Source organism: Desulfovibrio sp. 86, from assembly GCF_902702915.1.
GTDB lineage: Bacteria > Desulfobacterota > Desulfovibrionia > Desulfovibrionales > Desulfovibrionaceae > Desulfovibrio.
On the sequence record NZ_LR738849.1, the window covers coordinates 3198260 to 3223926 of the forward strand.

At 59.6% G+C, this 25667-nt stretch carries 28 protein-coding genes; 24 read left to right on the forward strand and 4 right to left on the reverse strand.

Going from position 1 to position 25667, the window contains the following annotated elements; genetic code table 11:
* The first annotated feature begins 80 nt into the window (after window positions 1–80).
* Genes DESU86_RS13120 through DESU86_RS13155 form a run of 8 tightly spaced genes read left to right on the forward strand, consistent with a single transcriptional unit; the run spans window position 81 to window position 9239 of the window.
* Window positions 81–1283, forward strand: a complete 1203-nt coding sequence (locus tag DESU86_RS13120; RefSeq protein ID WP_179981437.1) for a helix-turn-helix domain-containing protein — start codon at window positions 81–83, stop codon at window positions 1281–1283.
* Between the two features lie 25 nt (window positions 1284–1308).
* Complete coding sequence (locus DESU86_RS13125; protein WP_179981438.1) at window positions 1309–2379, forward strand: DotH/IcmK family type IV secretion protein; 1071 nt, start codon at window positions 1309–1311, stop codon at window positions 2377–2379.
* Window positions 2376–3491 carry a DotG/IcmE/VirB10 family protein gene (locus DESU86_RS13130; RefSeq protein ID WP_179981439.1) on the forward strand — a complete coding sequence of 372 codons (1116 nt, stop codon included), beginning with the start codon at window positions 2376–2378 and terminating at the stop codon, window positions 3489–3491. Before DESU86_RS13125 ends, DESU86_RS13130 begins: the two co-directional genes overlap by 4 nt.
* Window positions 3492–3494: 3 nt before the next feature.
* Window positions 3495–4001 carry a hypothetical protein gene (locus DESU86_RS13135; RefSeq protein ID WP_179981440.1) on the forward strand — a complete coding sequence of 169 codons (507 nt, stop codon included), beginning with the start codon at window positions 3495–3497 and terminating at the stop codon, window positions 3999–4001.
* 14 nt (window positions 4002–4015) lie between these two features.
* Window positions 4016–4414: a hypothetical protein gene (locus DESU86_RS13140; protein WP_179981441.1), complete on the forward strand. Its 399-nt coding sequence runs from the start codon at window positions 4016–4018 to the stop codon at window positions 4412–4414.
* Between the two features lie 12 nt (window positions 4415–4426).
* Window positions 4427–5164, forward strand: coding sequence for a DotI/IcmL/TraM family protein (locus tag DESU86_RS13145; protein ID WP_179981442.1), 738 nt, complete (start codon window positions 4427–4429; stop codon window positions 5162–5164).
* On the forward strand, window positions 5164–8142 hold the full coding sequence (locus tag DESU86_RS13150; RefSeq protein WP_179981443.1) for a type IV secretion protein IcmB: 2979 nt from the start codon (window positions 5164–5166) through the stop codon (window positions 8140–8142). Before DESU86_RS13145 ends, DESU86_RS13150 begins: the two co-directional genes overlap by 1 nt.
* Entirely contained in the window at window positions 8139–9239 is a 1101-nt protein-coding gene (locus DESU86_RS13155) for a hypothetical protein (protein WP_179981444.1), read from the forward strand. The genes DESU86_RS13150 and DESU86_RS13155 overlap by 4 nt, the downstream gene beginning before the upstream one ends.
* 30 nt (window positions 9240–9269) lie before the next feature.
* Here DESU86_RS13155 and DESU86_RS13160 read toward each other — a convergent pair whose 3' ends face one another.
* A complete protein-coding gene (locus tag DESU86_RS13160) occupies window positions 9270–9593 on the reverse strand; it encodes a type II toxin-antitoxin system PemK/MazF family toxin (RefSeq protein ID WP_179981445.1) in 324 nt (107 codons plus the stop codon).
* Window positions 9580–9834: a hypothetical protein gene (locus DESU86_RS13165; RefSeq protein WP_179981446.1), complete on the reverse strand. Its 255-nt coding sequence runs from the start codon at window positions 9832–9834 to the stop codon at window positions 9580–9582. The genes DESU86_RS13160 and DESU86_RS13165 overlap by 14 nt, the downstream gene beginning before the upstream one ends.
* A gap of 88 nt (window positions 9835–9922) precedes the next feature.
* On the opposite strand from DESU86_RS13165, the gene DESU86_RS13170 reads away from it, so the two are divergent.
* Both DESU86_RS13170 and DESU86_RS13175 read left to right on the forward strand, forming a co-directional pair.
* Window positions 9923–11971, forward strand: coding sequence for a DotA/TraY family protein (locus tag DESU86_RS13170; RefSeq protein WP_179981447.1), 2049 nt, complete (start codon window positions 9923–9925; stop codon window positions 11969–11971).
* Between the two features lie 2 nt (window positions 11972–11973).
* Window positions 11974–12414 (forward strand): hypothetical protein, encoded by a 441-nt coding sequence (locus DESU86_RS13175; RefSeq protein WP_179981448.1) that lies wholly within the window; start codon window positions 11974–11976, stop codon window positions 12412–12414.
* On the opposite strand, the gene DESU86_RS13180 is transcribed toward DESU86_RS13175, so the two are convergent.
* Both DESU86_RS13180 and DESU86_RS13185 read right to left on the reverse strand, forming a co-directional pair.
* Window positions 12382–12684: a hypothetical protein gene (locus DESU86_RS13180; protein ID WP_179981449.1), complete on the reverse strand. Its 303-nt coding sequence runs from the start codon at window positions 12682–12684 to the stop codon at window positions 12382–12384. The genes DESU86_RS13175 and DESU86_RS13180 overlap by 33 nt on opposite strands.
* Window positions 12674–13456 carry a ParA family protein gene (locus DESU86_RS13185; protein ID WP_179981450.1) on the reverse strand — a complete coding sequence of 261 codons (783 nt, stop codon included), beginning with the start codon at window positions 13454–13456 and terminating at the stop codon, window positions 12674–12676. Before DESU86_RS13185 ends, DESU86_RS13180 begins: the two co-directional genes overlap by 11 nt.
* A 133-nt stretch (window positions 13457–13589) precedes the next feature.
* On the opposite strand from DESU86_RS13185, the gene DESU86_RS13190 reads away from it, so the two are divergent.
* From DESU86_RS13190 to DESU86_RS13255, 14 genes are all read left to right on the forward strand, one after another.
* Complete coding sequence (locus DESU86_RS13190) at window positions 13590–14060, forward strand: DotD/TraH family lipoprotein (RefSeq protein WP_179981451.1); 471 nt, start codon at window positions 13590–13592, stop codon at window positions 14058–14060.
* Complete coding sequence (locus tag DESU86_RS13195) at window positions 14057–15013, forward strand: type IV secretory system conjugative DNA transfer family protein (protein ID WP_179981452.1); 957 nt, start codon at window positions 14057–14059, stop codon at window positions 15011–15013. The genes DESU86_RS13190 and DESU86_RS13195 overlap by 4 nt, the downstream gene beginning before the upstream one ends.
* 3 nt (window positions 15014–15016) lie before the next feature.
* Window positions 15017–16168: a type IV pilus twitching motility protein PilT gene (locus DESU86_RS13200; protein ID WP_179981453.1), complete on the forward strand. Its 1152-nt coding sequence runs from the start codon at window positions 15017–15019 to the stop codon at window positions 16166–16168.
* Window positions 16165–16437, forward strand: coding sequence for an IcmT/TraK family protein (icmT, locus tag DESU86_RS13205; protein ID WP_179981454.1), 273 nt, complete (start codon window positions 16165–16167; stop codon window positions 16435–16437). Before DESU86_RS13200 ends, icmT begins: the two co-directional genes overlap by 4 nt.
* A 55-nt stretch (window positions 16438–16492) precedes the next feature.
* Window positions 16493–16705 carry a hypothetical protein gene (locus tag DESU86_RS13210; protein ID WP_179981455.1) on the forward strand — a complete coding sequence of 71 codons (213 nt, stop codon included), beginning with the start codon at window positions 16493–16495 and terminating at the stop codon, window positions 16703–16705.
* Window positions 16702–18099: a zincin-like metallopeptidase domain-containing protein gene (locus DESU86_RS13215; RefSeq protein ID WP_179981456.1), complete on the forward strand. Its 1398-nt coding sequence runs from the start codon at window positions 16702–16704 to the stop codon at window positions 18097–18099. The genes DESU86_RS13210 and DESU86_RS13215 overlap by 4 nt, the downstream gene beginning before the upstream one ends.
* A gap of 2 nt (window positions 18100–18101) precedes the next feature.
* Window positions 18102–20126: a type I DNA topoisomerase gene (topA, locus tag DESU86_RS13220; RefSeq protein ID WP_179981457.1), complete on the forward strand. Its 2025-nt coding sequence runs from the start codon at window positions 18102–18104 to the stop codon at window positions 20124–20126.
* The gene (locus DESU86_RS13225) at window positions 20123–20533 is read left to right on the forward strand and encodes a hypothetical protein (protein ID WP_179981458.1); all 411 of its coding nucleotides are present in this window, start codon (window positions 20123–20125) and stop codon (window positions 20531–20533) included. Before topA ends, DESU86_RS13225 begins: the two co-directional genes overlap by 4 nt.
* Entirely contained in the window at window positions 20530–21069 is a 540-nt protein-coding gene (locus DESU86_RS13230) for a lytic transglycosylase domain-containing protein (protein WP_179981459.1), read from the forward strand. Before DESU86_RS13225 ends, DESU86_RS13230 begins: the two co-directional genes overlap by 4 nt.
* A complete protein-coding gene (locus DESU86_RS13235; protein WP_179981460.1) occupies window positions 21066–22349 on the forward strand; it encodes a secretion/conjugation apparatus DotM-related subunit in 1284 nt (427 codons plus the stop codon). Before DESU86_RS13230 ends, DESU86_RS13235 begins: the two co-directional genes overlap by 4 nt.
* Window positions 22350–22359: 10 nt before the next feature.
* Window positions 22360–24138 (forward strand): type IV secretory system conjugative DNA transfer family protein, encoded by a 1779-nt coding sequence (locus DESU86_RS13240; protein WP_179981461.1) that lies wholly within the window; start codon window positions 22360–22362, stop codon window positions 24136–24138.
* A gap of 67 nt (window positions 24139–24205) precedes the next feature.
* Window positions 24206–24883, forward strand: a complete 678-nt coding sequence (locus tag DESU86_RS13245; RefSeq protein ID WP_179981462.1) for a hypothetical protein — start codon at window positions 24206–24208, stop codon at window positions 24881–24883.
* A gap of 83 nt (window positions 24884–24966) precedes the next feature.
* Window positions 24967–25164, forward strand: coding sequence for an AbrB/MazE/SpoVT family DNA-binding domain-containing protein (locus DESU86_RS13250; protein WP_197957568.1), 198 nt, complete (start codon window positions 24967–24969; stop codon window positions 25162–25164).
* Between the two features lie 129 nt (window positions 25165–25293).
* Window positions 25294–25614, forward strand: a complete 321-nt coding sequence (locus DESU86_RS13255) for a hypothetical protein (protein ID WP_179981463.1) — start codon at window positions 25294–25296, stop codon at window positions 25612–25614.
* Window positions 25615–25667 lie beyond the last annotated feature (53 nt).

A 25667-nucleotide genomic window follows, 5' to 3' on the forward strand; every position in this document is an offset into this window, starting at 1 on the left:
TTCCTCTTTGTCAAGCACATGGGGTCTGCCTGTTTTCGCTTTTTTTCGGCCCGCCCCGTGTTGGGGAGGAGCGCGTGACCATGCAGACATTTGCACCCAGAGGAAAGATTCACGGGCCGATTTTACCACAGTTTGTGTTGGAAACCTCACTAAGTTTTGGAGCCAAGATCATGTACGCCCTGCTGTGCAACTACGCTTCGGAAAACGATCATTGCTGGCCGTCACAGGCTACGTTGGCCGTTCGGCTCTCGTGTAGCGTGAGCAGTGTGAAAAAGTATCTGGCCGAGTTGGCCGGAGCACAGCTCATCAGTGTGCGCCGTGAGCAATATCGCTCATCTGTCTACTATATGTTGCAACCGACAACGCTGAAGACGGTTCGTCATGAAGCAGCAAAGTCTGACCCCCAGGGGACAAATCCTGTCTGTCGCCAGTCAGATGCTGCCTGCGCACAGCCAAATTCTGGCTACATAAATACTCTTAACAAGCAAAGAGAAATACAAAATCCCCCCTTACCCCCCGTGCCGCAAATGCCTCCAAAGGTCGTGCCCACACCCACACGCCCTGCTGCGGGGGGTGGGGGGTCTTTTCTTCATGATTTTGAAAAAGCCTGGGAACTCTACCCCAAAAAAGAGGCCAAGGGCTTGGCCCGTGTCGCCTGGCAGCATCTCAAGCGTATGGGACAGCTTCCGGCCCTGACGGAACTTGAAGCCAGCATCCGCCACTTCATGTCCACGGAAAACTGGCAGCGAGAACAAGGGCGCTTTGTGCCCCAGATGGGCAACTGGCTCAAAGGGCAACGCTGGCTGGATACGTCTGCCCCTGTAGCCGCTGTCACCACACAGGAAGCGGCCAAGACGCAACAGGCGGTCAGTGCTGCGCAGGCCATGCAGGTGCAGCACGAAGCCGACAAGGCCCGGCGCAAAGACGAGTTGGAAACCCTGCGGCCAACCTTTGCTGCTTTTGCCGCAAAATTCCACGAGAAGGAAAGCCCCTGGCATATGCCGATGGCCTTTGGCCTGTGGGCATATTTGCACGGCAAACACATGGCCCCCACGCCTGCCGATGTGCCGGACGACAACAGCCTGGGCATCGTCGCCTTTCTGCAAGCCTTCAAGCGGCGTTGCGAAGAGGCTGCCTGGCAGCAGGCCCATGCTCATAATCCCGCCCTGAACTCCTTTGCGGGCCAGTACGCCGCCAAGGCCGCGCCGCACAACGATACTTCGCTGCACCATCCGCTGTTTTCCCGAAGGCCTCCGCAAGAAGCCTTCGGCAGGGCTGTTTGACGACTTTAACACGAGGGGATTTTTCGTGAAACAAACACATTTTTATTGCCTGCTCCCGGCACTGACCATGCTGCTGTGGGGCTTTCCGGCAGGGGCTGCGGAACAAGCTCCCGCACCTCCGGCACCCGTAATCGGCCAACAAGGGATTGTCCTTGGGCAACCGGAAATGCAGCGGCCTGCCGCTGCGCCCCTTCCTCCGGCTGCGGCGCTTCCTGCAACGCCTGCCGCTCCGGCAGCGCCGCCCGCGCAGGCGGCAACACCTGCTGTACAGGCTGAAGCCAAAAAACAGCCGGATGTCCAGACGCTGTTTCAGGAAAGCCTGCGGCAGATGATGCCGCTCGATGACAGCCAGATTCAGGAATACCGCAAGCATTCGGATCAGCGCGAACGGGCCTTGCTGCCGGTGTCGCCCGCCTTGGCGTCACGCACGGTTCGGGTGTCGCTGGAGCCGGGCACAGCCCCGATCAAGGTATTCACCACGGCCAATATCGCCACGTCACTGCTCATCCACGATTCCACGGGGCAGCCCTGGCCCATCACTTCCGTGACCAACGGCGGGCCGCATTTTTTCCAAGTGCTGCGCCCTGAACTGCCGGACGGGAATCTGCTCAACATCATGCCCACCCAGAGTTACGGCACCACAACCATCGTGGTCACGCTGGACAAGCAGGACATTCCACTGGTCATCCGGCTGGAATCCGACTCCGTGCGCGGGCCGGAGCGCCGGGCTGACGCGCTGGTGCTCTTTCAGATTGCCCAGCACGGCCCCAGGGCCAAGCCGCCTGTCATTCAGGACATCAAAGAGACCGTGAACTCGGCCATGCTGGCCTTTCTGGATCATGTGCCGCCAACAGGGGCTGTGCGGGTGCGCATGGAGCCGCGCCTGGACAAGGTACAAGTGTGGAAGCTGGGTGAGGCGCATTACATCCGCACCAATCACAGCATGATGTGGCCCGCCTGGTCGGCGGTGGTGCATGGCGCGGGCAGCATGAAGTGCTACGAGGTGCCTGTCACGTCACGGGTCATGCTCTCCATTGACGGAAAAATCCAGACTCTGGTGTTGAAGGATGCCGCAAGCGGTGAGGTAAAGCCATGAGCGTCACCAGCACCGAAAAAAAGCGTCGCTTCTTCATGTTCGCCCTGTTGGGCGTGGCCGTGGCCGCTGTAATTGTGATTGGCTCCATGATGCTGTTTGCGCCGAAAAAGCCCCCGGCTTCGGCCAATCTGGGCACGGCCCGCACGGATGCCGTCAAAGGCCAGGCGGGCGGCGAAGGCTCGGAGGAGTACAACAAAAAGCTGGAAACTCACGATCAGCAAAAGGCCAACAGCGCCCTTGCCGCTGGCGAGAGCTTTATTCCCACGCCTGTGGGCACAAAGTCGCCGGTGGTGACGCGCAAGCCAGACACACCCCCGCCGCCCCCGCCAGTGACGCCGCCGCGTGTTGCGCCCGCACAGGCTCCGCGCACAGACAACACCCTGCAAAAACGGATGATGGAGGATTTGGCAGCACTGGACGCCAAACTTTCCGGTGTGGCTCTGGAGCAAGGAAAGATCGTTTTTGTGAGCGACTTTTCCAAGGACAAGACAGTGGCGGCTCCTGCGGCCATCGCAGGCGGCGCGGAACAGCCAACCGGCACCGCGGCGCTGGCTCTGAAGCCCGGCGACATGCTCTACGCCGTCATTGATACCGGCGTGAACTCTGACGTGCCGTCCGCTGTCATGGCGACCGTGGCCTCTGGCAAATACAAAAACGCCCGTCTGCTCGGCAAGTTTCAGCGTTTTGAGGAACGTCTGGTGCTGGCCTTCACCAGGGTCATTCTGCCGGACGGCTCGGACGCGCAGATTGAAGGCTATGCCGTTGACCCGGCCACGTCCGAAGCCTCTGTGGCCTCTTCGGTGGACACGCATTTTTTCAGCCGCTGGGGCGGGCTGGTGGCATCGGCCTTTCTGGAAGGCCTGTCCAACGCCAAAAAGTACAGCGGCTCGCAAAGCACCATCTATGGGGGCATGAACGGCCAGACCACGGATCAGATGGTCTGGAACACCTACAGCCCTGCGGATCAAGCGTGGATTGCCGCTGGCAAGGTGGGGGAAAAGGCCGGGAAAATCTTTGAAAAAGGCTTTGACCGTCCCCCTACAGTCTACCTCGAAAGCGGCACGGCGGTGGGCATTCTCGTGCTCAACGTGAAGGCCCAATCAGGGAGGTGATGTATGGAAAATTACGTCGCCAACGTCATTCCGCACCTGCAACAATGGTGGCCCGTGATCATTGTGCTGGCCTACCTTGTGGGCATCGGCTTTGCGATGGTCTCGCTGGCACAAAGCGTCAGCCACAAGCACCGCTTCAGCCGTTCCACAGCCGTGTGGACGCTGTGGGCTGCCGTGCTTTTGCTGAACATCCCCGCGCTCATGGATTCTCTCGCCATGACCGTCTTCAACCAGACCTCGGAACAGACCCTGAGCTATTCGCCTCCGGCTTCGCCCGGCGCGGTCTACATCCAGTTCGCTGTTTACGGCATCGCCACGGTGGGAGTCATCGGCATCATCCGAGGCCTGTGCCTGCTGCGGGACACGCCCAATCAATCCATGAACCTGAGCCGCTGCATCGTGCATCTGTTCGGCGGCATCATCGCTGTGAACCTCGTCACCTTCCTGCGCGGCATCGGGGCCACACTGGGCGGTGATGTGCAGACAACCATTGCCAAAATCATCGGGTAATGAAGGAGGATTCTATGAACACCCGTTTTTCTCTCACTTCGGTGTCCCCTGTCCGTCTGACCGCTGCGGCCCTGGCTGCCGCCGCTGTGTGGCTCTTTGCGCCGGAACTGGCACAGGCTGCCGTGACCTTTGGCGACATCGGCCAGAACGTGGCCGACAGCGCCAAGGGGGTAGCCAAGGGCGTCACAATGGTGGGCTTTGCCTCTGGTGCGGGCATGGGCGTGTGGGGTTGCATTGATATGTACAAGGCCAGCAAAAGCCAGTCCGGCCAGTCGGGCAACTACGCGCCGGGCATCGCTAAGGTCGTGATCGGCGCTCTGGCGCTCGGCATTGGGGAGTTTCTCGGCTCCGGTTCCGCCACGCTCTTCGGCACTGACCAGACCACGGGCCTTGATGAACTTGGGCTGCGGTAAGCAGGAGGGCGTATGAACTGGTTCAAAAAGAAGAAGCCCTTGCCGGAGCTTGCGACGGTGGATGCGGAAGGAACGACAGCACCGACTGATGTTGTGGAAAATCCTTCCCCGGATGCGCCTCCGGCCTACAACGCCGAAACCATCATCGGCGGGCTTGGCTGGTATCGCTCGCAGTATCAGCGGGCCATGAAGCTGGCGGTGGGGCTGGTGCTTCTGCTGCTTGTCTGCATTGCGGTCGTTGTGCTGCTCATCCTGAAACAGCCCACGCCGCGCTATTTCGCGGCCACGCCCGATTTGCGCCTGGCTCCGCTCATCCCTCTGGACAAGCCCGTGCTCACGCAACAGGGCCTCCTGAATTGGGTGACGGAGACCATCAGCAACGCCGTGTCGCTGGACTTTCTCGAATGGCGCGAGAAGCTCTCCAACGTGCGGGAGAACTTTGACGATACGGCCTTCAAGTCCTTTCTGGCCTCGCTGGGCAGCTCCGGCATTCTGGACATGATCAAGGAGAAACGCCTTTCCGTGTCTGCCGTGGTCACACGAGCGCCGGTCATCACCGCATCGGGCCTTGTGGGTGGCAAAATGACCTGGAAGGTCGAGTTCCCGCTCATCGTGTCCTACGAATCCAGCCAGGGAGTAGAAAGCACCCAGCGCCTCATGGCGACCGTGCTGGTGGCGCGGGCCTCTACCGTGCTCACGCCTCGCGGGGTGGTCATTCAGCAAGTTGTGCTGAAAAGGGGGGACGGCTGATGCTGGATACCCTCGTACACGGCGTTGATCGTGGTCTTCGTGCTCTGTCCGAGACCTTTTACGGGCCTGCGGGGTCGTATTGCAAGCTGGAAACCGTGGACAGAGGTGCCCTGGTGGCCGACGACGGCAGCCTCATCACCGTCTTGCGGCTGGAAGGGGCGCTCAAGCAGGTGGGCCTTGCCGAGCACAAAACCATCATGCTTGGCCTAACGGAAAAGCTGCAATCCACGCTCTCGCGTCCCGGCCACTGCATTCAGGTGGTGTTTGAATATGACCCGGAGGCCAGCGAGGGGCGCATCCGTGAAATGCTGTTGCCCTCGCGCCGTACCGCGCAAAACCTTGGTCTGGACATTGGCCCCTTACTGGAAAACTGGGGTCAAGCGTTGCAACGCTATTGCTCGATGGAGACCTGCTGGCTGGTTTTGTGGACGCGGCCTGGTGTGCTGGCAGAAAGTCTCCGCAAAACAGCCCTCAAAGAGCGCATGGTTTCCATGCGTAAAGCCCCCATGCAACCGGGTTGCCAGCAGATTGCTGCGGGCATTGCCGCCCTGCACGACGCGCACAACGGCTTTGTGACCGGCGTGTTGGATGCTTTCAAGCAGGTGGAGCTGTTAACCTATCCGCTGACGCCTCATGAAGCTTTGCGGGATATTCGCGTGTGCATTGACCCGGACTTCACCAGTCTGGATTGGCAGGCGCGTATTCCCGGCGACCCGTTGCCCCTGCGCCTGCCCGATGCGGACGCTCCGGCATCAGCCATGCTGCACAACGTCATTTACCCGGATTTCAAGACACAGCTCTGGCCGCGTGAGGGACACATGCTTTCGCGCAGTGCTCTTCAGGTAGGAGATCGGTTGTATGGGCCGCTCGTCATGACACTCATGCCCCAAACCCCCAAGCCATTTCAGGAATTTTTCAGAGTGTTGGCTAGGCGGGACGAACGCATGCCGTATCGCGTGGCTTTTCTGCTGGAGCCGGGTGGGCTTTTTTTGGGCCTCAAGCCGCTGCTGTCTGCTGTGCTGGCGTTTGCCAGCACGGACAACAAGCGCTTCAACAAAGCTCTGGAAGGCTTGCGGGCCTTGGACTTGGAGGGAATGTGCTGCATTCGCTTTCGCATCATGTTCTGTACCTGGGCTTCCTGTATAAACCTGCCGGTGCCGCAGGCGCACGGTTTGCTGCGTCGGCGCATGGCGGAGCTGACCAAGGCAGTTCAGGGCTGGGGCACCACGGATGTGACAGAATCCATAGGCGATCCTCTGCTGGGGCTGACGGCCACGGTGCCCGGCATGATGCCTTCAAGTCCGGCTCCGGTTACGGCAGCGCCGCTTGATGACGCCATTGGCATGTTGCCGCAACGTGCGGCCTCTCCCTGGAAAGAAGGGAGTCTTCTGCTGCGTACTTTGGACGGCAAGCTCATTCCCTTTGCCCCAAATTCGTCAGAACAGGCTGCGTGGATTGATCTTGGTGTGGCTCCGATGGGCGGCGGCAAGTCGGTCTTTCTTAACGCCATGAACTTCGCTTTTGTGACCCAGGCCGGGCTTTCGCGCCTGCCGTGGGTGTCCATCGTGGACGTTGGCCCATCCAGTTCCGGCCTCATTACGCTGCTCAAAGAAAATCTGCCCGAAGGTAAAAAACACCTGGCCGCTTATCACCGGCTCAGGATGACGGAAGAGTATTGCATCAATCCTTTTGACACGCCGCTGGGCTGTCGGTGTCCTTTGCCCGCACACAAGGCGTTTTTGTCCAACCTGCTGTCGTTGATGGCAACGCCTGTAAAAGAGACCGCCCCTCCCGAAAGTGTGCCCAATATCATGATGCGGGCCATTGACAGCGCCTATCTGGAACTTTCTGAAGGCAACAAGCCCAAATTGTACCAGTCCAATATACTGCCTGATTTACATGAGCTTTTGTTGCGAGAAAAAGTGCCCCTGGACGCTATCACCACATGGTGGGAGGTGGTGGATGCACTGTTTGTGCGGGGGTACGTCCATGAAGCTATTCAGGCGCAACGTTATGCTGTGCCCGTACTTGCCGACGTTGCAGCGCAGATCGCCCAGAACCAGGGCATCATCTACAGCTATGATCAGGGTGTCCGTGACAAGACAAGAACCGCGTTGGTGGACGCCTCTGACTCGTATGTGGTGCTGAAAAACCCGACGCGCTTTGACCTGGGGGACGCCCAGATCGTCAGCCTTGATCTCGATGAGGTGGCACCGCGCGGGGGGGATTTGCAGGACAGGCAATCGGCCATCATGTATATGCTGGCACGGCATGTGCTGGGCAGTCGCTTTTTTCTCATGCCTGCGGATGTGGAACTGATGCCGGAGCAGTATCAGGCCTACCACGCCGAACGCATTGAAGCCATTCGGGAAGACCCCAAAAGGCTTTGCTACGATGAAGCGCACCGCGTGACAAAGAACACCTCCGTATCAGGTCAGCTAGAAGCGGATATGACCACGATGGCGCGGGAATCACGCAAATGGAACCTTTCCATCGGCTTGTACACGCAATCCATTGACGACATCCCCGACATCATCATCGAGCTTGCCACCACCATTCTCATCCTGGGAGCCGGAACGGACAAGGGCATTGAAGATTTGGCAAAGCGTTTTGCGTTGAACGGAGCCTGTCGCTATGCCCTGGGGCATCTGGGCAAGCCCGGCCCGGCAGGTTCCAACCTTGTGGGGCTGTTCCGAACCGGCGCGGGCCTCTCACAACTGGTGCTCAGTCTGACCATCGGCGGGCAGCCGCTGTGGGCCTTTTCCACCACCACCGAAGACGTGGCCATTCGTAACCATCTCTACAAACGCATGGAACCTTCCGAAGCATTGCGGCGTCTGGCAGCGCGTTTTCCGGGCGGCTCCGCCAAGTCGGAAGTGGAGCGTCGCCGTCGCCGGGTCACTGATCAGAGCAGCGCGGATGATGTGCTGGTCAACGTGATTCAGGAAATCGTCAACGAGATTGCGAGGAATGTATGAAAAAGCTCTTTCTGGCGACACTGCTGGCTTTACTGCCCGTGCAGGCCCTGGCGGCAGGGTGCGACTGTGGCTCCATCAACGCCATGATCACAATGGCGAAAATGGGAACCATCCAATCCGTGAACATCAACACATCGGCGGAAGCCGTTTCCATCCGCTCGGAGATTCTGCTGGCGGCGCAGAACATCATCGGCACCATCAAGACCGAAAGCGCCACCATCGTGCGGGCCATCATCAGCCTGAAAGAAAGCAATGCCGCCATGATCAAGGGGCAGGCCACGGCTGGCCAGGCCACGCGCACGGAAGATGTGTACGGCAAGGCCGCGCAACCCTCCGGGCTATGCGGGGCCAGTGCGCTGGGGGCCGGGGTGCAGCTTGGGGCGCAGGCGTCACGCCAGGTGCATCAGACCATGCGCGGCAAGCAGTTGGAGTATTCCAACAGGCCGGACACAAAACCGGTGGAGTTTCTGGGGCGGGTGCTGGCTGACGATCACCCCACGGAGCAGGAAATGGTGGATTCACTCTTTCCGCTACAGGCAACGCTCACTGAGGATCAGGTGGGCCAGGCGCACGAGACCATCAAGACCCTTGCCAATCCCCGGCCTCTGCCCGTGGTCACAGACGCGCAAAAAGACACGCCCTCCGGCCAGACCTATGCCGTGGGCAGGAAAATTCATGAAGGACGCCTTGCCGCGGCAATGGAAAGCCTCAACAGCCATGTGGCCTATCACGCGCCCACGCTGCCGGATGACGTGGCGAATTGGGCGCAAAGCCAGTGGCAGGAGGCGGGCGGCAGCGGCACCCCTCCGGGGCTTGTCAACGGCAAGATGTCTGAGGCCGGGCTGTACAAGCTGCTCAGTCAGATGCGGCTCGGCAATCCCAACTGGTTCACGCAGGTCACAGCAGCCACGGAGGCGGGGCTTTTGCGGGAACTGGTGATGATGCAGGCCATTCAGATCGAACTGACCCGCAAGAACAACGAGTTTCTTGACCGCCTGAGTTTCACCACGGCGCTGGATTACCTGACGCGCATGGACGGCACCACCGGCAGGGAAATGACCGACCTGTACACCCGCATGATCGGGGCGCAGCAATAGGTGTTTGGTAATGACGACAATGCACACGGGCTACATGAGGCCCAGCACAATCTTCATGGATTCGGTCAACGTGGCCAGGTCGGCGGCGGAAAGATCGCAGAGCTTTTTGCCAAAGCGTTTTTTGTCTGCCGCGCAAAGCTGGTCGCACACAGCCACAGAGCCAGCCCCTGCGGAGTCAAGAGGCACCACGATGGGCGGGCGGGGCTTGGCCGAAGTGGAAAGCGGCACCACCACGACCGTACCCCTGGCTTTGTTGAGCGCGTTGACCGTGAGGATCACGGCAGGGCGGCATTTTTGTATCTCCATCCCCTGGGACGGGTCGAAGTTTACCCACCAGACTTCACCGCGCTGCATGTGCGCCTCCGACTTCTTCGCCGCGAATGCCGTCAGTCATCAGGGCGTCGCGCCACTCCTGCATTTCGGCGTTGAGCACGGCGTCCTGCTCAACCTCAAGCGCAATGAGGTACAGCGGGTCGTTTTCCACGGGCAAAGCCTTTTCGAGCAAATCCGCCACATAGGCGCTTCGCTGGCGGGCAGGCACGGTCTGCTTGAAGCGTTCCGCAATGGGGTCGGGGATATGAAGCAGCAGTTGCATGGTCGTCCTCCTCTGTTGATAGCAATATTAATATCAATAGCAATTAATCTTGTCAATACCCTTCCACGCAGCAACGGAGGAACACAGCATGGCCTCATCTGATATTCCCGCAACCTCTGAGGTGCTGCTCAAAAGTGACGCCAGCAAGCAGTTTTTGGACACCCTGCTGGGACAAGGCTGGGACGCCTGGGGCCAGGGGCTTGGCGGCTCGCAAGCTGCGGAACTCATGCTGCAACTGTTCAGCGCATTCAACATCGTGGCGCTGGCGACCATTTCGGCGCTCTTTCTCTGGGTGCTGGCAATGGCCGTGGCGGGCACGGCGCATGAGGGTACGCCATTTGGCAAACGCTACAGCTCCTTATGGATGCCGCTGCGCTTTGTGGGGGCAATGGGGGCGCTGGCACCCATATTCAAGGGGCTGAGTTTCTTTCAGGTGGCGATTCTGGCCTGCATCGGCTTTTCCATCAACCTGGGCAATTTCGTCTGGGAGCTGGGCACCAACTACTTTGTGGAGCACGGCGGGCAGATCACCGTGCAGGCTCCCGACCAGAACGTGACCCACTATGCCGCCATTGCCAACGGTTCGCTGGAATCGCTGACCATGCAGTATTACCTGAACGAGCGCCGGGGCATGAATGTCTCGCCGGGCGGTCAATGGAAGTACAGCGGCAACTGGATTCGCTCTGGCGGCGAGTACCGCTTCACCTTCAACGGCAACACCGGCTCCATCATGGTGGAGTGCGTGGACGAAGGTGATGCGCTGTGCCGGGGCAAGGTCAATGCCGTAGGCACGGCGGTGTCGTCGCTCTCCAGTGTGGCAAGCCAGCTTGCCAACCCGGATACGCCCGCCGACGCCATTGACCCGTTGGCTTTGCACTCTGCGGCCAACAGCATCAACGCCACCATTCTGTCCTCCTTGCAAAGCTACGCCAAACAGGGGCAGCTCAAGAACAAATTGCAGGACTTTCAGGACATATCCAAGCAGTACGGCTGGTTTATCGCCGGTTCGTCCTACTGGTCAATCGCCTGGATCAATCAGGAAGTGCGCGAAGCCATGTATTCGGGCATTTCGTATGCCCCCAGAGAATACACGGAGTCCGAACTGCTCGCCATGAACTACGGCTTGCAGGATTACGAGGCCGTCAAAGAGCGCGTGGCCAACTACATCAAGACGGCCTACACCACGCGGCGCGGCATCTCGGACACCACGGCGCATCCTGCGGTGACGGATGAAAACCGGACACTGAGCGAAGTCGGCAACTGGCTGCGGGCTACGCTGAACAATCTTGTGAGCGCCAATATCCTGCCCATTGCGGTGGAAAAGCTCTCCACCAACGACCCCATCATGGCCGTGTCCAACGTGGGGGATTACCTCATCGGCACGGCCTGGGGGCTGGCCGCAGCTCTGGGCGGCCTTGATGTGGCGCATTCTATGAGCAAGGCTATTCCCTTTATCGGCAAGGCTGTGCCCAATCTGGACAAGTATATTTCTTTCGTTCTGTTCTCCGTCTTCTTGCCGCTGCTGCTCTACGGCCTGGCGCTGGCCTATTACCTTCCGGCCATTCCCTTTATCCGCTGGATTGCCGCCCTGGCGGGCTGGGTGATTCTCATTGTGGAATCGCTCGTGGCCGCGCCGCTGTGGCTGTGCGCCCATGCCCTGCCCGAAGGAGAAGGGGCAGCCGGGCAGCACGGCAAGCGCGGGTATCTCTTGCTGCTCGGCATCATCATTCGCCCGCCGCTCATGGTGGCCGGGTTTTTCTGCGCCGTGATCCTGCTCAACGTGCTGGGGCGGCTCATCGGGGCCAGTTTCGAGATGTTCATTGCGGGCACTTCACAAGCCAAGGTCATCGGCCTCACGGGCACCATTTCCATGCTGGTGATCCTCGGCATCGTGGTGATCATGACGGCCAACAAATTCTTCAGCCTTATCCACTACCTGCCGGAGCATGTGACCAACTGGATCGGCCAGCAATTCCATTCCCTGGGTGAAAAAGAAGACCAGAGCGGGGTCAAGGGCGTGTTTGTGGGTTCCACCAACGCGGTCTCGTCCGGCGCGGACGGGGCGCGGGGCCTGCGCAATACCGTGCTTGGCAGCAAGCCGAAACCTGACCTCTCTGAACACAATTTCAGGAGTTAGCCATGTTTGAGAACGCCAAAGAAGCCCTTCGGGCGCGAATTGCGCCCACCAGTACACACCTTTCGGCCTTGCGCGGGGATTTACAGAGCCGCCTGCGTCATTTCAGGGCAGAGCGCACCCCGGAAGAGCAAAAGGCTCTGGAAGAGGACTTCGCACAGATGCTCACAGCCTGGGGGATTGCGGATGTGGCGCAACTTCCCGCTGTACTGCGAGAACTACGGTTGCGCCTGGTGGTGTTCATTCTGCCGGTGCTGGTCTGTCTGGGCGCGGCGCTGCTCACGCAGCGGCCTGCCGTATGGCTGGCCGTGGCCCTGGTCGCGCCGCCGTGCTTTTTCGGCATCCTCACCACCTGCTGGCGCGTGGCCGTGCTGAAAAATCGTTGCTTTCAGCCCTTCACAAGCTGGCTGTGCTCACTCGTCGGTTTTACCCAGGAACGCCCGTAGGGAGGCTTCGATGACGGCGATTTCCTTCATGTCGTTCTGCACAGCAAAGAGCTTCAGGGCTTTGGCAAGGTCGCGGTCAATGAGAAAGTATTTGCCCACGCGGTTTTCCTTGCCTTTGGGAGCTTCTTTGCCTTTGCCCGCCGCTGCTGCGGGGGGCGGGGGTGTGTCTGTCTCCGGCTTTTGCTTTGACGCTCCGAATACGCTGTCCAGCAAATCTTCCTGCGGTTCTACGGTTGTGGCCTGTCCCAGACCACCTTTCTTACGCGCCATAACGGGCCTCCAATCGGGTTATCACTTCACTGCCAAGGGCGGCGTAATCCTGCGCCCCGTAGGATTTGGGGTCATAGACAAAGACACTCTGGCCGTGGCTGGGCGCTTCGGCCAGCGTCACGTTGTCACGGATGACGGCCTGCATGAGATCGGTGCTGTGCTTTTCGGCCAGCACGTCCAGAACGTCACGGCACAGCCGCTTTCTGCGGTCAACAAAGGTCGGGACAATGCCAAGCACCGCCAGATTGGGGTTCAAGCGGCGGCGCACCCGTTCCAGATCGTCCTGCATGAGCGCGAGACCTTCCAGCGAATGGAACTCCGTCTGCACTGGGATGAGCACGGCGTCCGCCGCCGCATAGGTGTTGATGGCCAGCAAGTCCAGCGAGGGCGGGCTGTCGATGAGCGCCACGTCAAACATGCCCTGCACCCGTTCCAGAGCTTCTTTCAGCAGCAATTCCTTGCCAATTTCCTGCGCAAAGACTTCCGGCATGGCCGCAAGCTGCCGATTGGCTGGAGCCAGCAGAACGCAGCCGCCCGCCGCGCCTTTTTCCACCGGCAACGCAATGTCCTGCCAACTCGCCTTGCCACGCAGCACATCCAGAATGCTTTTGCCCTCATTTCCCTTGCCCCAGGCGCGGGTCAGGTTGGCCTGCGCGTCCATGTCCACGGCCAGCACTTTCTTGCCGTGGGCGGCCAGGGCTGCGGTCAAGTTCTGGGTGGTGGTCGTTTTGCCCACGCCCCCCTTTTTGTTGGCGATGACGATGCAGCGCATGAAGAACCTCCTGATGCGTCAGTGTGGATGTGGCGCAAAAGATATAGCATTATATAAATATATGTTCAATAGCAAAAATATAAATATATAAAAATATATTTATATGAACCATAACGGAAAGGAGCGAATTTCTATGAAACGATGTGCCTTCTTCCTCTGCATCCTTGCCCTTGCGGGATGCGCAAAAAAGGCTGCTGTGCCGGACGCGGCAAATCCCGGTGACTTTGTGGCTGTCACGCTGGGCGATGCGGCGCAGACCGCCCACGGCGAACTTGCCATGCTGGCAAAACTGCGCGGTCAGGGCCTGCAACCTCTGTTGCCACCCGCCGACCCCTCTCTCAGTCAGTCGGTGTCCATCTCGTGGACTGGCCCTGCCGAAGGCGCTCTCAAAGAACTCTGCCTGCAACTCGGCTACCGCTATCAGGAGACGGGCACCCCTTCGACACAGACCCTCACGGTTGTGGTGCGCGGGCTGAACCGCCCGGCCCATGTGCTGCTGGAAGACATCGCCTGGCAGGTGCAGCCGCAGGCGGTGGTGCGTGTTGATCCCATTGGCCGGGTCATCACCCTGGCCCGCACCAAGAAAGCAGGGGGTCAGTCATGAGCCGCCGTATCTGCCTGCTCCTGGTTATGCTCCTGAGTCTGTGGGGCTGCGCTGCAAAGAAAGAAGCTCAAGAACCCACGCCCCTCGTGCCCATGCCGCCCCTGGAAAATGTCGCGGCAACACCTCCGAAACCCGTTTCTGTGGCTCCGGCGCAGGAAGAGGGCCAGACGCTCACGGTCTATCGGCCTGCGGACACGGCCTCCGGCCCGCGCCGGGGAGAACCGGAAGAGTTGGCCGCTCTGCTTGAAATGAAGGGCGAGCCGGTTAACGTCACCGCCGTGAACCTCATGCGCCCTAACGCTATCCGCGAAGCCGCGCAGACCGTCACGTTTCAGGCGGCAATGGCGTATCGCTACAAGCAGCTTGTGGCAGCTACAGAACGGCACAGCGCCGCTCTGGACGCGGCCTTCAACTTCTCGCCGCTCCTCATGACGCAGGGGGATGCGCTTATTCTGCCGCCCGTGCTCACGCGGGCCGAGGCCTCCATGCGCATTGAATCCGAGGATGCGGCCACAACTGCGAACACCTCCTACGAATTGCTTGCCCCTGCCCGGTATGTACCCACCGTGCCCACCTGGCGCGAGTTCCTGATGACGGACGGCTTCCCTGAGCCGGAAAAACCCAACCCTGCGGTCATGCCCAAGAACGACAAGGAACGCGCTATCTGGCGAGCTGCCGTGCGCGAAGCCTGGGCGCAGGGCCTGACGGAAGCGGATCAGCTTTATGCCGACAACGTGTCCCGCATGGCGCGGCAGTATCGCGGGGTCATGCTCTACCACCTGCTCACCGCGCAGCACCTGCTGAGTCAGGTCAACACGGCTTCCGCCGACCTTGGCATGAAGACCACGGACAACGGCAGCAAGCTCCATATCGGGCAGAAGGTTTACCGCATTACCGCGCCATCAGCCTTCACACCCGACAATGCCGCGCAGACAACCCCACGCAGGAAGTGAACTATGAGTAACGCGCCTGCTGGCCTTTTCCCCAGTGAACCGCCTTTGCGTTGGGAGCACGCGGACATCAACGCCTTGCTCATCTGGGCTACCCGTGAGGGTATGTCGGATTTGCTTTTGTGCTCCGGCAGTCCTGCTTGGATGCGTCTGCACGGTGCATGGCGCATCGTGTCCAGTCGGCCCATTACCGCTGACGAACTCCTGCTGGCTCTGGAACGCCTGACCAAGAACAACTCTGTAGCGGCCATGATCAAATCCGGTCAACGCGACTATGATTTTGCCTATCAGGTGGAAGAGCGACGCGGCCTGCGTCGCCGGTATCGCGGCAACGCCACACCGGTAGCTGACGGCTACTCCACAGGGGTAAAAGTCGTGTTTCGAGCACTGCCCCTCATGCCGCCCACACTGGATGAATTGCATGTAGAGTCTGCCATTCTGGAACACGCCATACCGGATAACGGCCTGGTGCTGGTGACGGGCGTCATGGGGTCGGGCAAAAGCACATTTCTGGCCGCCATTCTGCGGCACATCATCGAGCAGGGGGGCCGCAACGTCACCACCTATGAGGCTCCCATCGAGTTTGACTTTCTCAATCTGCCTCAGCAGGGGGGGCCTGTATCCCAAAGCACCATCCCCGAACATTTGCAGTCGTTTCAAACCGCCACACGCAACTCCACCCGTTCGGCCCCTGATGTGGTGCTCATCGGGGAAAGCCGCGACCCGGAAACGCTGCGGGGGATGATCGAAAGCGCAGAAATCGGCGTGGCCGCCTATTCTACCGTGCATACCCGTTCGGTGCCCGAAACTCTTTCGCGCATCATCAACGTCTTTCCCGTGGAAGAGCGGTTGCAAGTCTCGGCAACTCTCCTTTCTTGTTTGCGGCTGGTGGTGTCGCAACGCCTTTTGCCCTTGCCGGACGGCAAGGGGCGCACCGCACTACGCGAGTATCTGGCCTTTACGCCGGAGATTCGGGAGGAGCTGCTGGAAACGCCACCTGAACGGCTTATCCGCACTTGTGAAACCCTGATCGCGCAGCATGGTCAGCGTATTCAAGACGCCGCAGAAATTGCCTACGCGGCGGGCAAGATTGCCAGAGACAAGTACTTGGCCATTCTTGCTGAAAGGAAAAACCCGGCAAAGGAGTCGCAATCATGAATCACGATGTGCTCTGGCGGGATACCGCCCTCAGTCCCAAAATCTTCATTCTGGACGCTCGCGCAGTCTTTCCCCTTGCCCTGTGGCTCTTTCACTGGGCGTACTGGACGGCCTGTGTTGCAGTGGCCGGAATCGTCATCCTCTATCTTGTGCAGCGCACGGGCATGACGCCGCTGGCCTGCGCCCGTACTTTGCGCGTGGCCTTCATGGGCAGGCGGCGGGAGACGCGACAGCACGAGGCGCACTGGCGGCAACGCTGTCGCTGGTAGCATATAAACATATATTTCTATGTAAAATATAAAAATATTTTCTATGGAGGCCAGTATGGATTCACAAAAGCCTAACATTTACAGCGTTTTTGATGCACCTGTGCGCCTGAAGGAAAAGGAGCGTGTCGTCCTTACCCCTGAAGACATTGAACGGCAGTTGGACGCCGGAGCCTTTGTCATGACTCGTGAGGATGCCATCGCAGCGGGTTTCCTTTCTCCCCATGAAGAACCGGATACGGTGATCGTTGATGTGCGGGAGGGCGTATGAGCCAGGAACACACTGCGGAAAAGAAAAACCGCTTCCAGATCAGCCGGGAAGTGCAGGAAGAGTTCGTCAACTCTGTTGCCGCAAACATGCTGGCCCTCGCAGAGACGGCGGGCAAATGGCAAAAGCCCTGGGTGGCGGACAAGCCCCTGGGGATGCCGTTCTGCGCCACCACGGGCCGGGAGTACGGCGGGGCCAACATGGTCAAGCTCATGCTGACCAGCATCGTCAACGGCTACAACGATGACAGGTGGATGACGTTTAAGCAATTTCAACAAATTCAGGCTGATCATCCTGCGCGGGATATGAAGGTGAAGAAAGGCGTCAAGGGCACCAAGCTCCTGCGGCCCGAAGAGATCACTTTCATCGTCAAAGAGGATGGCAAGTGGGAATATCTTACGGATAAGCAGATCAAGGAGTTCGCCGCCCGAAAGGAACAAGGGCTGGACGTGCCCGATGTGCAGCGCATGACCTTGTTCTATCCGTTCACTGTATTCAACGCCGCACAGATCGATGGTTTTCCGCCCAAGGAACAGCAGGCGCAACCCATGACGCCCATTGAACGTAATGACTTTGTGGAGCGATTCATCGCCTGCACGGGCATTCCGGTGGAGCACCATACGGGGGATGCCTACTACGAGCCGAAAGCTGATACGGTAAAAATGCCTTTTCCCGAGCGCTTCATCAGCACGGAAGAATACTACGCATCCAAACTGCATGAGACATACCACGCCACGGGTCACGCTATGCGGGAAAACCGCAAGGAAAAAGAAACCCCCAACATCAAGAACTACGCTTTTGAAGAAATGCGGGCAGAAATGTTCTCCATGCTGGCCGGGGCACGGTTTGACCTGCCCATGCCGGAAAGCAATTCCTCCGCATACATCAATAAGTGGAATCAGACCTTCTCAGGAGGCGATGCCAAGGCCGTGTTCCAGGCAGCGGCAGAAGCGGCCAAGGTGCTGACCATCATGCACCAGTTTGAAATGGGCGAGCAGCCCAAGGCCCAGTGGTTCCCGCGCAGTGAAAACTGGCCGGGCCTCATTGCTGATCAGGTGCAGCGTGATGCCGCCTGCGGTGCGCACATGCCCGTGCCTGCGGAACAGGTTGCGGCCAGAAGCACGGACGATCCCATGCCCCGCCCAGCGCCGTTGTCGTTCGAAGCGTCGGCGGCTGCCTTTCAGGAAGCGGATAACCCCCTGATCAAGGCCCGCATCATTCTTCAAAATCCCGATTTTCTGGAAATGGCCCTCAAGCAGGATGCCGCAACGGCCCGGTCGCTGGCCTCGCTGTGTGATTCTTTTGCCCAGACGCTGAGCATGGAACTGGACGAAAAGAACCGGGCCGCACTGGCTCCCACCGGAACAGAAGCGCCTGCAACGCGCATGAGGATGTGACCATGAATCTGCTCATTTTGGAATCCCCCGGCAAGGTTAAGAAAGTGCAGTCCTTCCTGGGAAGTGATTGGAAGGTTGTTGCCTCGGTAGGCCATGTGCGCGATTTGCCGGAGCGGGAACTGGGCATTGGCCTGCCGGATTTTACCCCGGAATATCTGCCCACGGAACGCGGCAAGGAAGTGCTTAATCGCCTGAAGGGTCTGGCGGCTTCGGCTTCTGCCGTTTATCTGGCTACAGACCCCGACCGTGAAGGCGAGGCCATCGCCTGGCACATTGCCGATGCCCTGCGGTTGAAAACCCCCAAGCGCGTCACCTGTGGGGAGATCACGGCTGCTGCCATTCAGGCGGCTATCAAGAATCCCCGCTCGCTGGATATGGCGTTGGTGGCCGCACAGGAGGCCCGGCGCGTTCTCGACCGTTTCTGCGGCTATCTCGTCAGTGGGCCGCTTTCCCGTGCCGCCAATGAACGCCTTTCAGCGGGGCGGGTGCAAAGCCCGGCTGTGCGGTTGGTGGTGGAGCGCGAACGGGCCATCAGGGACTTTGTGGCCGTGACCCACTATGGCGCGGAGTTGGTGTTCGCAGACGGCTGGAGCGCAACGTGGCTCACCAAGCCCTGGCTGCAAGCCGGGGAAGAATACCTGCTGGACAACGCTCTGGCCGACCGGGCCGCTGCCGTGCGTGCCCTCACGGTGAAGGAATGCAAGGAGTCCGAAAGCCGCACGGCTCCGCCCGCGCCGTTCACCACGTCCAGTCTGCAACAGGCTGCCTCCAATGCCCTCAAGCTCACGCCCAAGCAGACCATGCAGTTGGCGCAGAAACTCTATGAGGGCGGGCATATAACCTATATGCGCACGGATTCTCCCAATCTGTCAGCGGAAGCCGTGACGGAAATCCGGGCCTTCTGCGAAGCGCAGGGCTGGTCGCTGGTGGACAAGGCCCGCACCTGGAAGTCCAAGGATGGCGCTCAGGAAGCTCATGAAGCCATACGCCCCACGCACATTGACGTGGAAGAGGCCGGGGACCCCCCGGACGAGCAGGCTTTGTACAGGCTCATCCGGCTGCGGACGCTGGCCTCTCAACTGGCCGATGCCGTCTATGACGTGCGCACCGTGCGACTGGGGGCAGATGTGGACGGTAAAGAGGCTGTTTTTGAGGCCAGAGGGCGCGTCCTGCGTGAGCAGGGCTGGAAGGTGCTGATAGCTACCGACGCGGCCACGCAGGATGAAGAAGGGGAAGCGGATGCTCCCGACAATCCTGTGCCCATGTTGCCGCAGGGGGAAAACGTCACCGCCGCCAGCGGCAAGCTCCTGACCAAAAAGACCAAGCCGCCCACGCGCTTTTCCGAAGCCAGCCTGGTTCGTGAACTGGAGAATCGGGGCATCGGTCGCCCGGCCACCTTCGCCGCCATTGTGGACACCATCATGAAGCGTGAATACGTCCGGGTCGAAAAGCGGCAGCTCGTACCCACGCTGTTGGGGGAAAAGGTTGTGGACTTGCTCGCCGGGGTCTTCACCTTTCTGGATTACGACTTCACCCGGATGATGGAAGATTCCCTGGACGCCATTGCCGGAGGCAAAGCCTCATACCGTGAGGTGATGAACAAAGCCCATGCTCGGCTTGTGTCCGAGGTGACGGCTTTCACCGCAAAATACCTTGGGCAAGAGCGCAACGCTCCGAAACTCACAAACTTCACCTGCGATGCCTGCGGCAAAGCCCTTGTGCATATGCAGGGGCAGCGCAAAGACGGCTCCGGCACCTATGATTTTTTTGCCTGCTCTGACCGCGCATGTAACACCAGCTACGCCAATGTGGACGGCAAACCCGGCGATGCCCGCAAACACACTCCGCCCACAAAATTCAAATGTAAAGCCTGCGGCAAATCGCTGGTACGTCGTGAAAGCGCAAAAGGCGCGTTCTTCGGCTGTTCCGGCTATCCCGGCTGCAAGCAGCTCTATCAGGTGGCTGACGACGGCAAACCCGACTTCACTGACAAGAAAGGGATTTCCCAAAAAGGCGGCAAGAAATGAAAGCTCTTCTCCTGACCCTCATGCTTGTGCTGACCTCTGTGCCCTGTTTCGCGGCCTCGTGCAGCGATACCCAGAACGCGGCCACAGAAGCCATCAAAGAGCGCAACGCCCGCGTGAAAGACACCCACAACACCACCATGCCCGACCCGGAAGAAGATCGGGGGCCGCTCTCCAACTGTCTGGGCAGCATTGCCAGCATCGGGGATGCCTTTTCGCTCGGTGTGAGTATTCCCAGCATGGATTCCATCATCAACGGCATGTGCCGCCAGGTGGATTCGCTGATCCAAAGCAAGATGAACGAGGTCTTGAGCGAAGCCCGCTCCAGCGTAGGTGCCATCGGCCGCAATAACCCCTTTCAGGTGTCGGGCAGCAGTGATGTTTCCGGCCTGCTGCGGAAGATCAAATGAGCGCCTATGAAAATATATGTCATAGCAACATAGTTATATATATTGCTATGGTCTTTTTACTCCTGCCGGAGCAGGGCTTCGCCGCAGGGCGGGCGCGTGTCGCTGTTGCCGTGGCGCGCCCGCTCACCTGGGAGTGTGTGGTGGACGCGGCCCACGCCTACAATCTGCCGCTGGCGGCACTGGTGGGCATTCTGGCGACCGAAGGCGGCAAAACCGGCGAAGCCCTCAGCAATACCAACGGCACCTGGGACATGGGGCCGTTTCAGGTGAACACCTGCCACGTTGAAGAATTACTCTTGGCGGGCTTCGCTCCTGACGTGTTGCTGCGCGACGGTTGCGCCAATGCCTACGCCGCTGCCTGGATTTTGCGCAAAGAGTACGACCGCACCCGCAATATATGGGGTGCCGTGGGCGCGTACCATTCCCGCACCCCTCATTTGCGTGAGGCCTATCTTGGCCGGGTCAGAAAGCATCTGGCCCGGCTGGAACGTGCGGGGCTGGCAGGCCTTCTGGCAAAGGCGGGAGGTGTGCGGTGAAGAACCAGCATGAAGATTCCGGCAATACCTTCTTTCTCCTGGTCTGCCTCATGGTCGCCGTGCTGCTTGTGCTGCCCGCATGGTACGCGGCCAGGGCGGGCAGCATCAATAGCTCGCTGCTCGACCTTGCAAAGGCGCAGCTCAGCGCCTTCACGGTGTTTTCCGAGGAAGCGGTAGAGGCTCTGGAACGTATCACGCGGGCAGACCCCGCCTCCCTGACCTGGGATCAGGTGATGAATGTGCTGCGCTACAGCGGCAAATGGATTCGCTGGCCCTACGTCCTGGTGCTGACGGCTCTCGGCGCGATGACCATCTTCATGGGCAGAACGGCAGGCCTTGTCCGCCGCCTGAACATGGACAGCCTGCTCAAGCACAATGCCGAATCCTTCGCATGTCTGCGGCCCATCGTGGGGCGCGGCAAACATCTGCTCTCGCCGGAATCGTATGATGTCGGCCCCTGGCGCATTGCCCGCAGCCCCGTGCAGTTTGCTCTGGAGCACGGCCTGCTGCTGGATACCGAAGGTACGATCTTCACCCCGGAACAGGCGTTGCGGCGTGGCCTTGCCCATGCCGACCTTCCGGCCTGGGGTCACGCCTACCTGGATGAAGAAAAGGCTGGGGCGGTACTGCTTACGCAGCTCGGCAACAGGCTGCGAGGCTTTGGCGCACTGAGCTGCGAACGTAAAGTTCTGGCCGCTTCCTTTCTGGCCTATGCCGTGGGCGACAAGAAAGGGTGCCTCAGCCTGCTGGATGCGGTGTCTGCCTCCTATACAGAAAATCCGGCCCCGGCCTGCCTCGTGCTGGAACAGCCCGCCTTCACGCAAAACATGGTGCGGGTCTGGAACGCCAACAAAAGGCTGCTGGCCAATCCGCTTATCAAGCGTCATGCCGCCTTTGAACTGCCGTGGTTCATGGCCCTGCTCACGCTGGCCCGCCGCAAGGGGGTGCTGGCGTCTTCGCAATTCCTTTGGCTGCGGCCTTGTGACCGCCGGCTCTGGTACGCGCTGAGTCAGTGCGGTGGCCGGGTGGCCTGGGCAGAGGGTTTCGCCGCCTGGGCGCATTACGCGGCGGAAGAAAAGGCGGGCAGGACGCTACGGGAAATGCGCACGGCCCATGCCGTGAAGCGCCTGCGGGACACACTGGCCGCGCAGGGGTGGCTGGCAGACAGGGTGCTTCATTCTGCGCAGGTGGAGGGCGATGTGGTGACGGCGGCGGCTGAGGAGCCTGACCCCCCATATGATGCCAATATTGACCCCAATTTGTACCAGGAACAATTTTGAGGACTTGTCTATGAGCGAACGGAAAGTACGCGGTCTGGAAGACAGAGAGGCTCAGGAACGCAAAACCCTGCTGCGCGATGTGCGTTCGCCGGTGCAGCAACTGGCGGACGCCCTCAAAAACGGCACGGTGCAGACTTCCGGCGTGTTCGGGGCGGGAGTGTGTCTGTTTGCCTTCCCTGTGGCGGCAACGCCGCTGTTCGGGCTTGGCTTGTTCTTCTTTATCCTGCGCTGTCTGTGTGTGAGGAATGAACGACTGCCGTTCCGTATGCCGCTCGGTTTGTACGGCACGGATAGGGGCGACCCCCTGCCCGGCAGACGGGGCTTTGCCAAGCCCGAAGGCATTTTCTTTCTGGGCAATCGCTTGCAGGACAGCAAAGAGCTGTGGCTGAAGGCCAAGGATATTCTGACCCATGCGCTGCTTTTCGGCACCACCGGCTCCGGCAAAACGGAGACTCTGGTCTCGCTTGCCTACAATGCCCTCGCCACGGGCAGCGGCCTTTTCTACATCGACCCCAAAGCCAGCCCCAAGCTGGCCGTGCAGATTTGGCAGATGGCGCGGTTTCTGGGGCGTGATGATGATTTCCGGGTGCTCAACTACGGCACAAGCGGCAAGGTCAAGGGTAAATCCCCGCGCCGTCTCTCCAACACCAACAATCCCTTCACTTTCGGCAGCGCCGAAGCCCTGACGCAACTTCTGGTGTCGCTCATGCCCGTTTCGGATGGGGCCAACAGCATCTTTGCCGACAAGGCGCAGGCCCTCATTTCCGGCGTCATGTATGCCCTGGTGGACTTGCGGGACAAGGGATTGCTCAAGCTTTCCACCAGTGTGATCCGCGACGCCCTGGCTCTGGAAAAATGCGTGGAACTGGCTCTGCGTCCTGAGTTGGACGCGGAATCGAGCGCCTCCATCAAAGCGGCCCTGGGCACGTCCGGCTGGATTGCCGGGCGGGAATTGAAGGATCAGCCTCCTTCGTTTGCGGAGCAATTCGGCTATGCCCAATCCTACTTCGGCAAGGCGCTGTCCAGCCTGACAGATACCTACAGCCATATCTACGGTGCGGAAGACGGCGAGGTCGATTTCGCGGACGCCATCATGCAGCGGCGCATCCTCGTAGTTTTATTGCCTTCGCTGGAAAAAGCGCCTGCGGAACTGGCGAGCCTCGGCAAAATCAGCCTGTCGGCTATCCGTAATGCCTGCGCCGTGGGGCTGGGGGCGCAGATTGAAGGTGACGCCGCTGATGTGCTGGAAGCCCTGCCTACGGACACCATCGGCATCGGGCCGTATCTGTGCATCGTGGACGAATACGCGGCCATCGTGACGCCGGGCTTTGAAGTGGTGCTGACGCAGGGGCGTGGCCTTGGCATTGCGGCCATTGTGGCCAGTCAGGATTACGCGGGCATTCTGGAGGCGGACAAGAAAGGCGCACAACAGATGGTGGCCAACACATCCATAAAAATATTCATGAAGCTGCAAGACGCTGAAAAGACCTGGGAGCTGATACGCGGCCAGGCCGGGCAAGGCACGGTGGTGCGCAGCTCCGGCTTCTCGGTCAACGACAAGTCCGGCTCCGTCTACGCCGACACCATGAATACCACCATAGAAAAAGAAGACCGCGTGGATTTACGCGATCTTCAGGAACAGATCGAGGGTGAGGCGCATTTCATCTTCTCCGGGCAGGTGGTGCGCGGAGACATGTTCTACGCCAACCCTTCACTCAAAATGGCGCAGCTCCGTGTGCCGCAACTTATCCAACTTGGACAGGAGGTTTCCTATGATGTGGCAGCATAACATTTTTGCAATTGTCGTTAGCACGTTGTTGTTCTTGCCTGTGTATATGGCTCATGCCGGAACGCCCATGTCGGATCGCGTTGCCGTGGAAGCCAAAGTCCGGGCCGAAGTGGGCAAAGACTTGGCTCTTCCCTATAATCCCTTTGAAACCCTGGCTGACCGTCAATGCCTGGACGGGCGGTCTGCAAAAGACTTTCAGGGCGATCTTGTGGAGTATTGGGTCAATCTTGAATGCTCCTATTGCGGCATCCGCGAACCGCTGCAAGCCCAACGAGCCGTGCCGGATATGTGTATTGTGGTGCGGCATATTCCGACTGACCAATACGGCGAATCCCTCAAAAAGGCTCTGAGCTACGAGGCTCTCAAAAAGTTCTCTGCCAACGCGGCCAACCTCTTCTGGGACAAGGTGCTGCCGCAGACGGCCCTGGGCATTCCCGTGCCCTATGAAGCCTCGCTCCTGCTGGCCTTTCAGGAAGCGGCCATTCCCGCTGAAAGTTTTGGCGAAGCACTTGCCGACAGCGCCACTACGATCGTCAATGAAGACATTCTCGCGGGGTATGGACGCATCAGCATTACGCCCACCTATGTTCTGGCGGGCATCCGCTTTCCTTCCTGCGACTTCACGGCAGGCCAACTGCGCGAGGCTCTATCCATCGCCAGGAAGGCCCGTGAGGGCGACACGGCGGCGCGGGATAAAGTCATTACCATTATCACCAACGCGCAGCTCAACGAAAAAATGCTCTAACCGGGGGAGGTGCCCTCGTTTTCGCTTGCTTTTTTCTTGGTAAGGAATACAAGGAAAGTAAGGAATAAAACAAGGAGCACCTCATGAACATGGAAGTGTCCACCATGACCTCCAAGGGGCAGATCACCATCCCCGTGGCGGTTCGCAAGAAACTGGATTTGCAACAGGGTGACAAGGTTGTCTTTATTGAGGACGACTCCCCCAAGGGGGGCATCCGCATACTGAACGCGGCCACACTGTCCTTTGGCAAAAGCGGGGAGGTTGTGACCGTACCAAGGTAGGCATTATGGCGCGGCCACGCAAGCAGACCTATGACCCACGGCAACTGAGTTTCAATTTTGACGTGGCAGCGGATCAAATTGAACAACTTCGGCGCGAGAACGCACACGCCGACAAGAAGGAGGAACACCATGCTCGACCGACAGACCAACCCGCTGGACATCGCCCGCACAGTGCTGCGCCCAGAAACCCTGCGCGAAGTACGCCGGGGCGGGTTCCCCAACTCAGCCTATTTGATTCTGGATCGCTGGGCGCTGAACCAGCCGGACGATCTGCGCCGTCTGGAAGCGAGAGGGGAAGTTTCGTTTCTGGTGACGCTGGATCAGCAATGTACGAGGGAAGCGAACGTGCTGAACTCGGATTCGGCCTGGGAAGCCAGCCGCCAGGGGATGAGCGACTGGGAGATTTTGCAGAACGCCGGGGTGGATACGAGCCTGAGAATTACCATATAGGCCCGGACGACCGGCTTGGCCACGGCGGCGCAAAGACCAAGTTTGCCGACAAC

Coding starts and splice junctions, on each gene's coding strand:
- DESU86_RS13180 (WP_179981449.1), bottom strand. CDS start 12,684: ATGGCGCGTAAGAAAGGTGGTCTGGGACAGGCCACAACCGTAGAACCG.
- DESU86_RS13250 (WP_197957568.1), top strand. CDS start 24,967: ATGAACATGGAAGTGTCCACCATGACCTCCAAGGGGCAGATCACCATC.
- topA (WP_179981457.1), top strand. CDS start 18,102: ATGAATCTGCTCATTTTGGAATCCCCCGGCAAGGTTAAGAAAGTGCAG.
- DESU86_RS13215 (WP_179981456.1), top strand. CDS start 16,702: ATGAGCCAGGAACACACTGCGGAAAAGAAAAACCGCTTCCAGATCAGC.
- DESU86_RS13165 (WP_179981446.1), bottom strand. CDS start 9,834: ATGCAACTGCTGCTTCATATCCCCGACCCCATTGCGGAACGCTTCAAG.
- DESU86_RS13155 (WP_179981444.1), top strand. CDS start 8,139: ATGAAAAAGCTCTTTCTGGCGACACTGCTGGCTTTACTGCCCGTGCAG.
- DESU86_RS13190 (WP_179981451.1), top strand. CDS start 13,590: ATGAAACGATGTGCCTTCTTCCTCTGCATCCTTGCCCTTGCGGGATGC.
- DESU86_RS13255 (WP_179981463.1), top strand. CDS start 25,294: ATGCTCGACCGACAGACCAACCCGCTGGACATCGCCCGCACAGTGCTG.
- DESU86_RS13245 (WP_179981462.1), top strand. CDS start 24,206: ATGTCGGATCGCGTTGCCGTGGAAGCCAAAGTCCGGGCCGAAGTGGGC.
- DESU86_RS13240 (WP_179981461.1), top strand. CDS start 22,360: ATGAGCGAACGGAAAGTACGCGGTCTGGAAGACAGAGAGGCTCAGGAA.
- DESU86_RS13210 (WP_179981455.1), top strand. CDS start 16,493: ATGGATTCACAAAAGCCTAACATTTACAGCGTTTTTGATGCACCTGTG.
- DESU86_RS13195 (WP_179981452.1), top strand. CDS start 14,057: ATGAGCCGCCGTATCTGCCTGCTCCTGGTTATGCTCCTGAGTCTGTGG.
- DESU86_RS13120 (WP_179981437.1), top strand. CDS start 81: ATGCAGACATTTGCACCCAGAGGAAAGATTCACGGGCCGATTTTACCA.
- DESU86_RS13145 (WP_179981442.1), top strand. CDS start 4,427: ATGAACTGGTTCAAAAAGAAGAAGCCCTTGCCGGAGCTTGCGACGGTG.
- DESU86_RS13185 (WP_179981450.1), bottom strand. CDS start 13,456: ATGCGCTGCATCGTCATCGCCAACAAAAAGGGGGGCGTGGGCAAAACG.
- DESU86_RS13135 (WP_179981440.1), top strand. CDS start 3,495: ATGGAAAATTACGTCGCCAACGTCATTCCGCACCTGCAACAATGGTGG.
- DESU86_RS13140 (WP_179981441.1), top strand. CDS start 4,016: ATGAACACCCGTTTTTCTCTCACTTCGGTGTCCCCTGTCCGTCTGACC.
- DESU86_RS13230 (WP_179981459.1), top strand. CDS start 20,530: ATGAGCGCCTATGAAAATATATGTCATAGCAACATAGTTATATATATT.
- DESU86_RS13200 (WP_179981453.1), top strand. CDS start 15,017: ATGAGTAACGCGCCTGCTGGCCTTTTCCCCAGTGAACCGCCTTTGCGT.
- DESU86_RS13175 (WP_179981448.1), top strand. CDS start 11,974: ATGTTTGAGAACGCCAAAGAAGCCCTTCGGGCGCGAATTGCGCCCACC.
- DESU86_RS13130 (WP_179981439.1), top strand. CDS start 2,376: ATGAGCGTCACCAGCACCGAAAAAAAGCGTCGCTTCTTCATGTTCGCC.
- DESU86_RS13150 (WP_179981443.1), top strand. CDS start 5,164: ATGCTGGATACCCTCGTACACGGCGTTGATCGTGGTCTTCGTGCTCTG.
- DESU86_RS13225 (WP_179981458.1), top strand. CDS start 20,123: ATGAAAGCTCTTCTCCTGACCCTCATGCTTGTGCTGACCTCTGTGCCC.
- DESU86_RS13170 (WP_179981447.1), top strand. CDS start 9,923: ATGGCCTCATCTGATATTCCCGCAACCTCTGAGGTGCTGCTCAAAAGT.
- icmT (WP_179981454.1), top strand. CDS start 16,165: ATGAATCACGATGTGCTCTGGCGGGATACCGCCCTCAGTCCCAAAATC.
- DESU86_RS13160 (WP_179981445.1), bottom strand. CDS start 9,593: ATGCAGCGCGGTGAAGTCTGGTGGGTAAACTTCGACCCGTCCCAGGGG.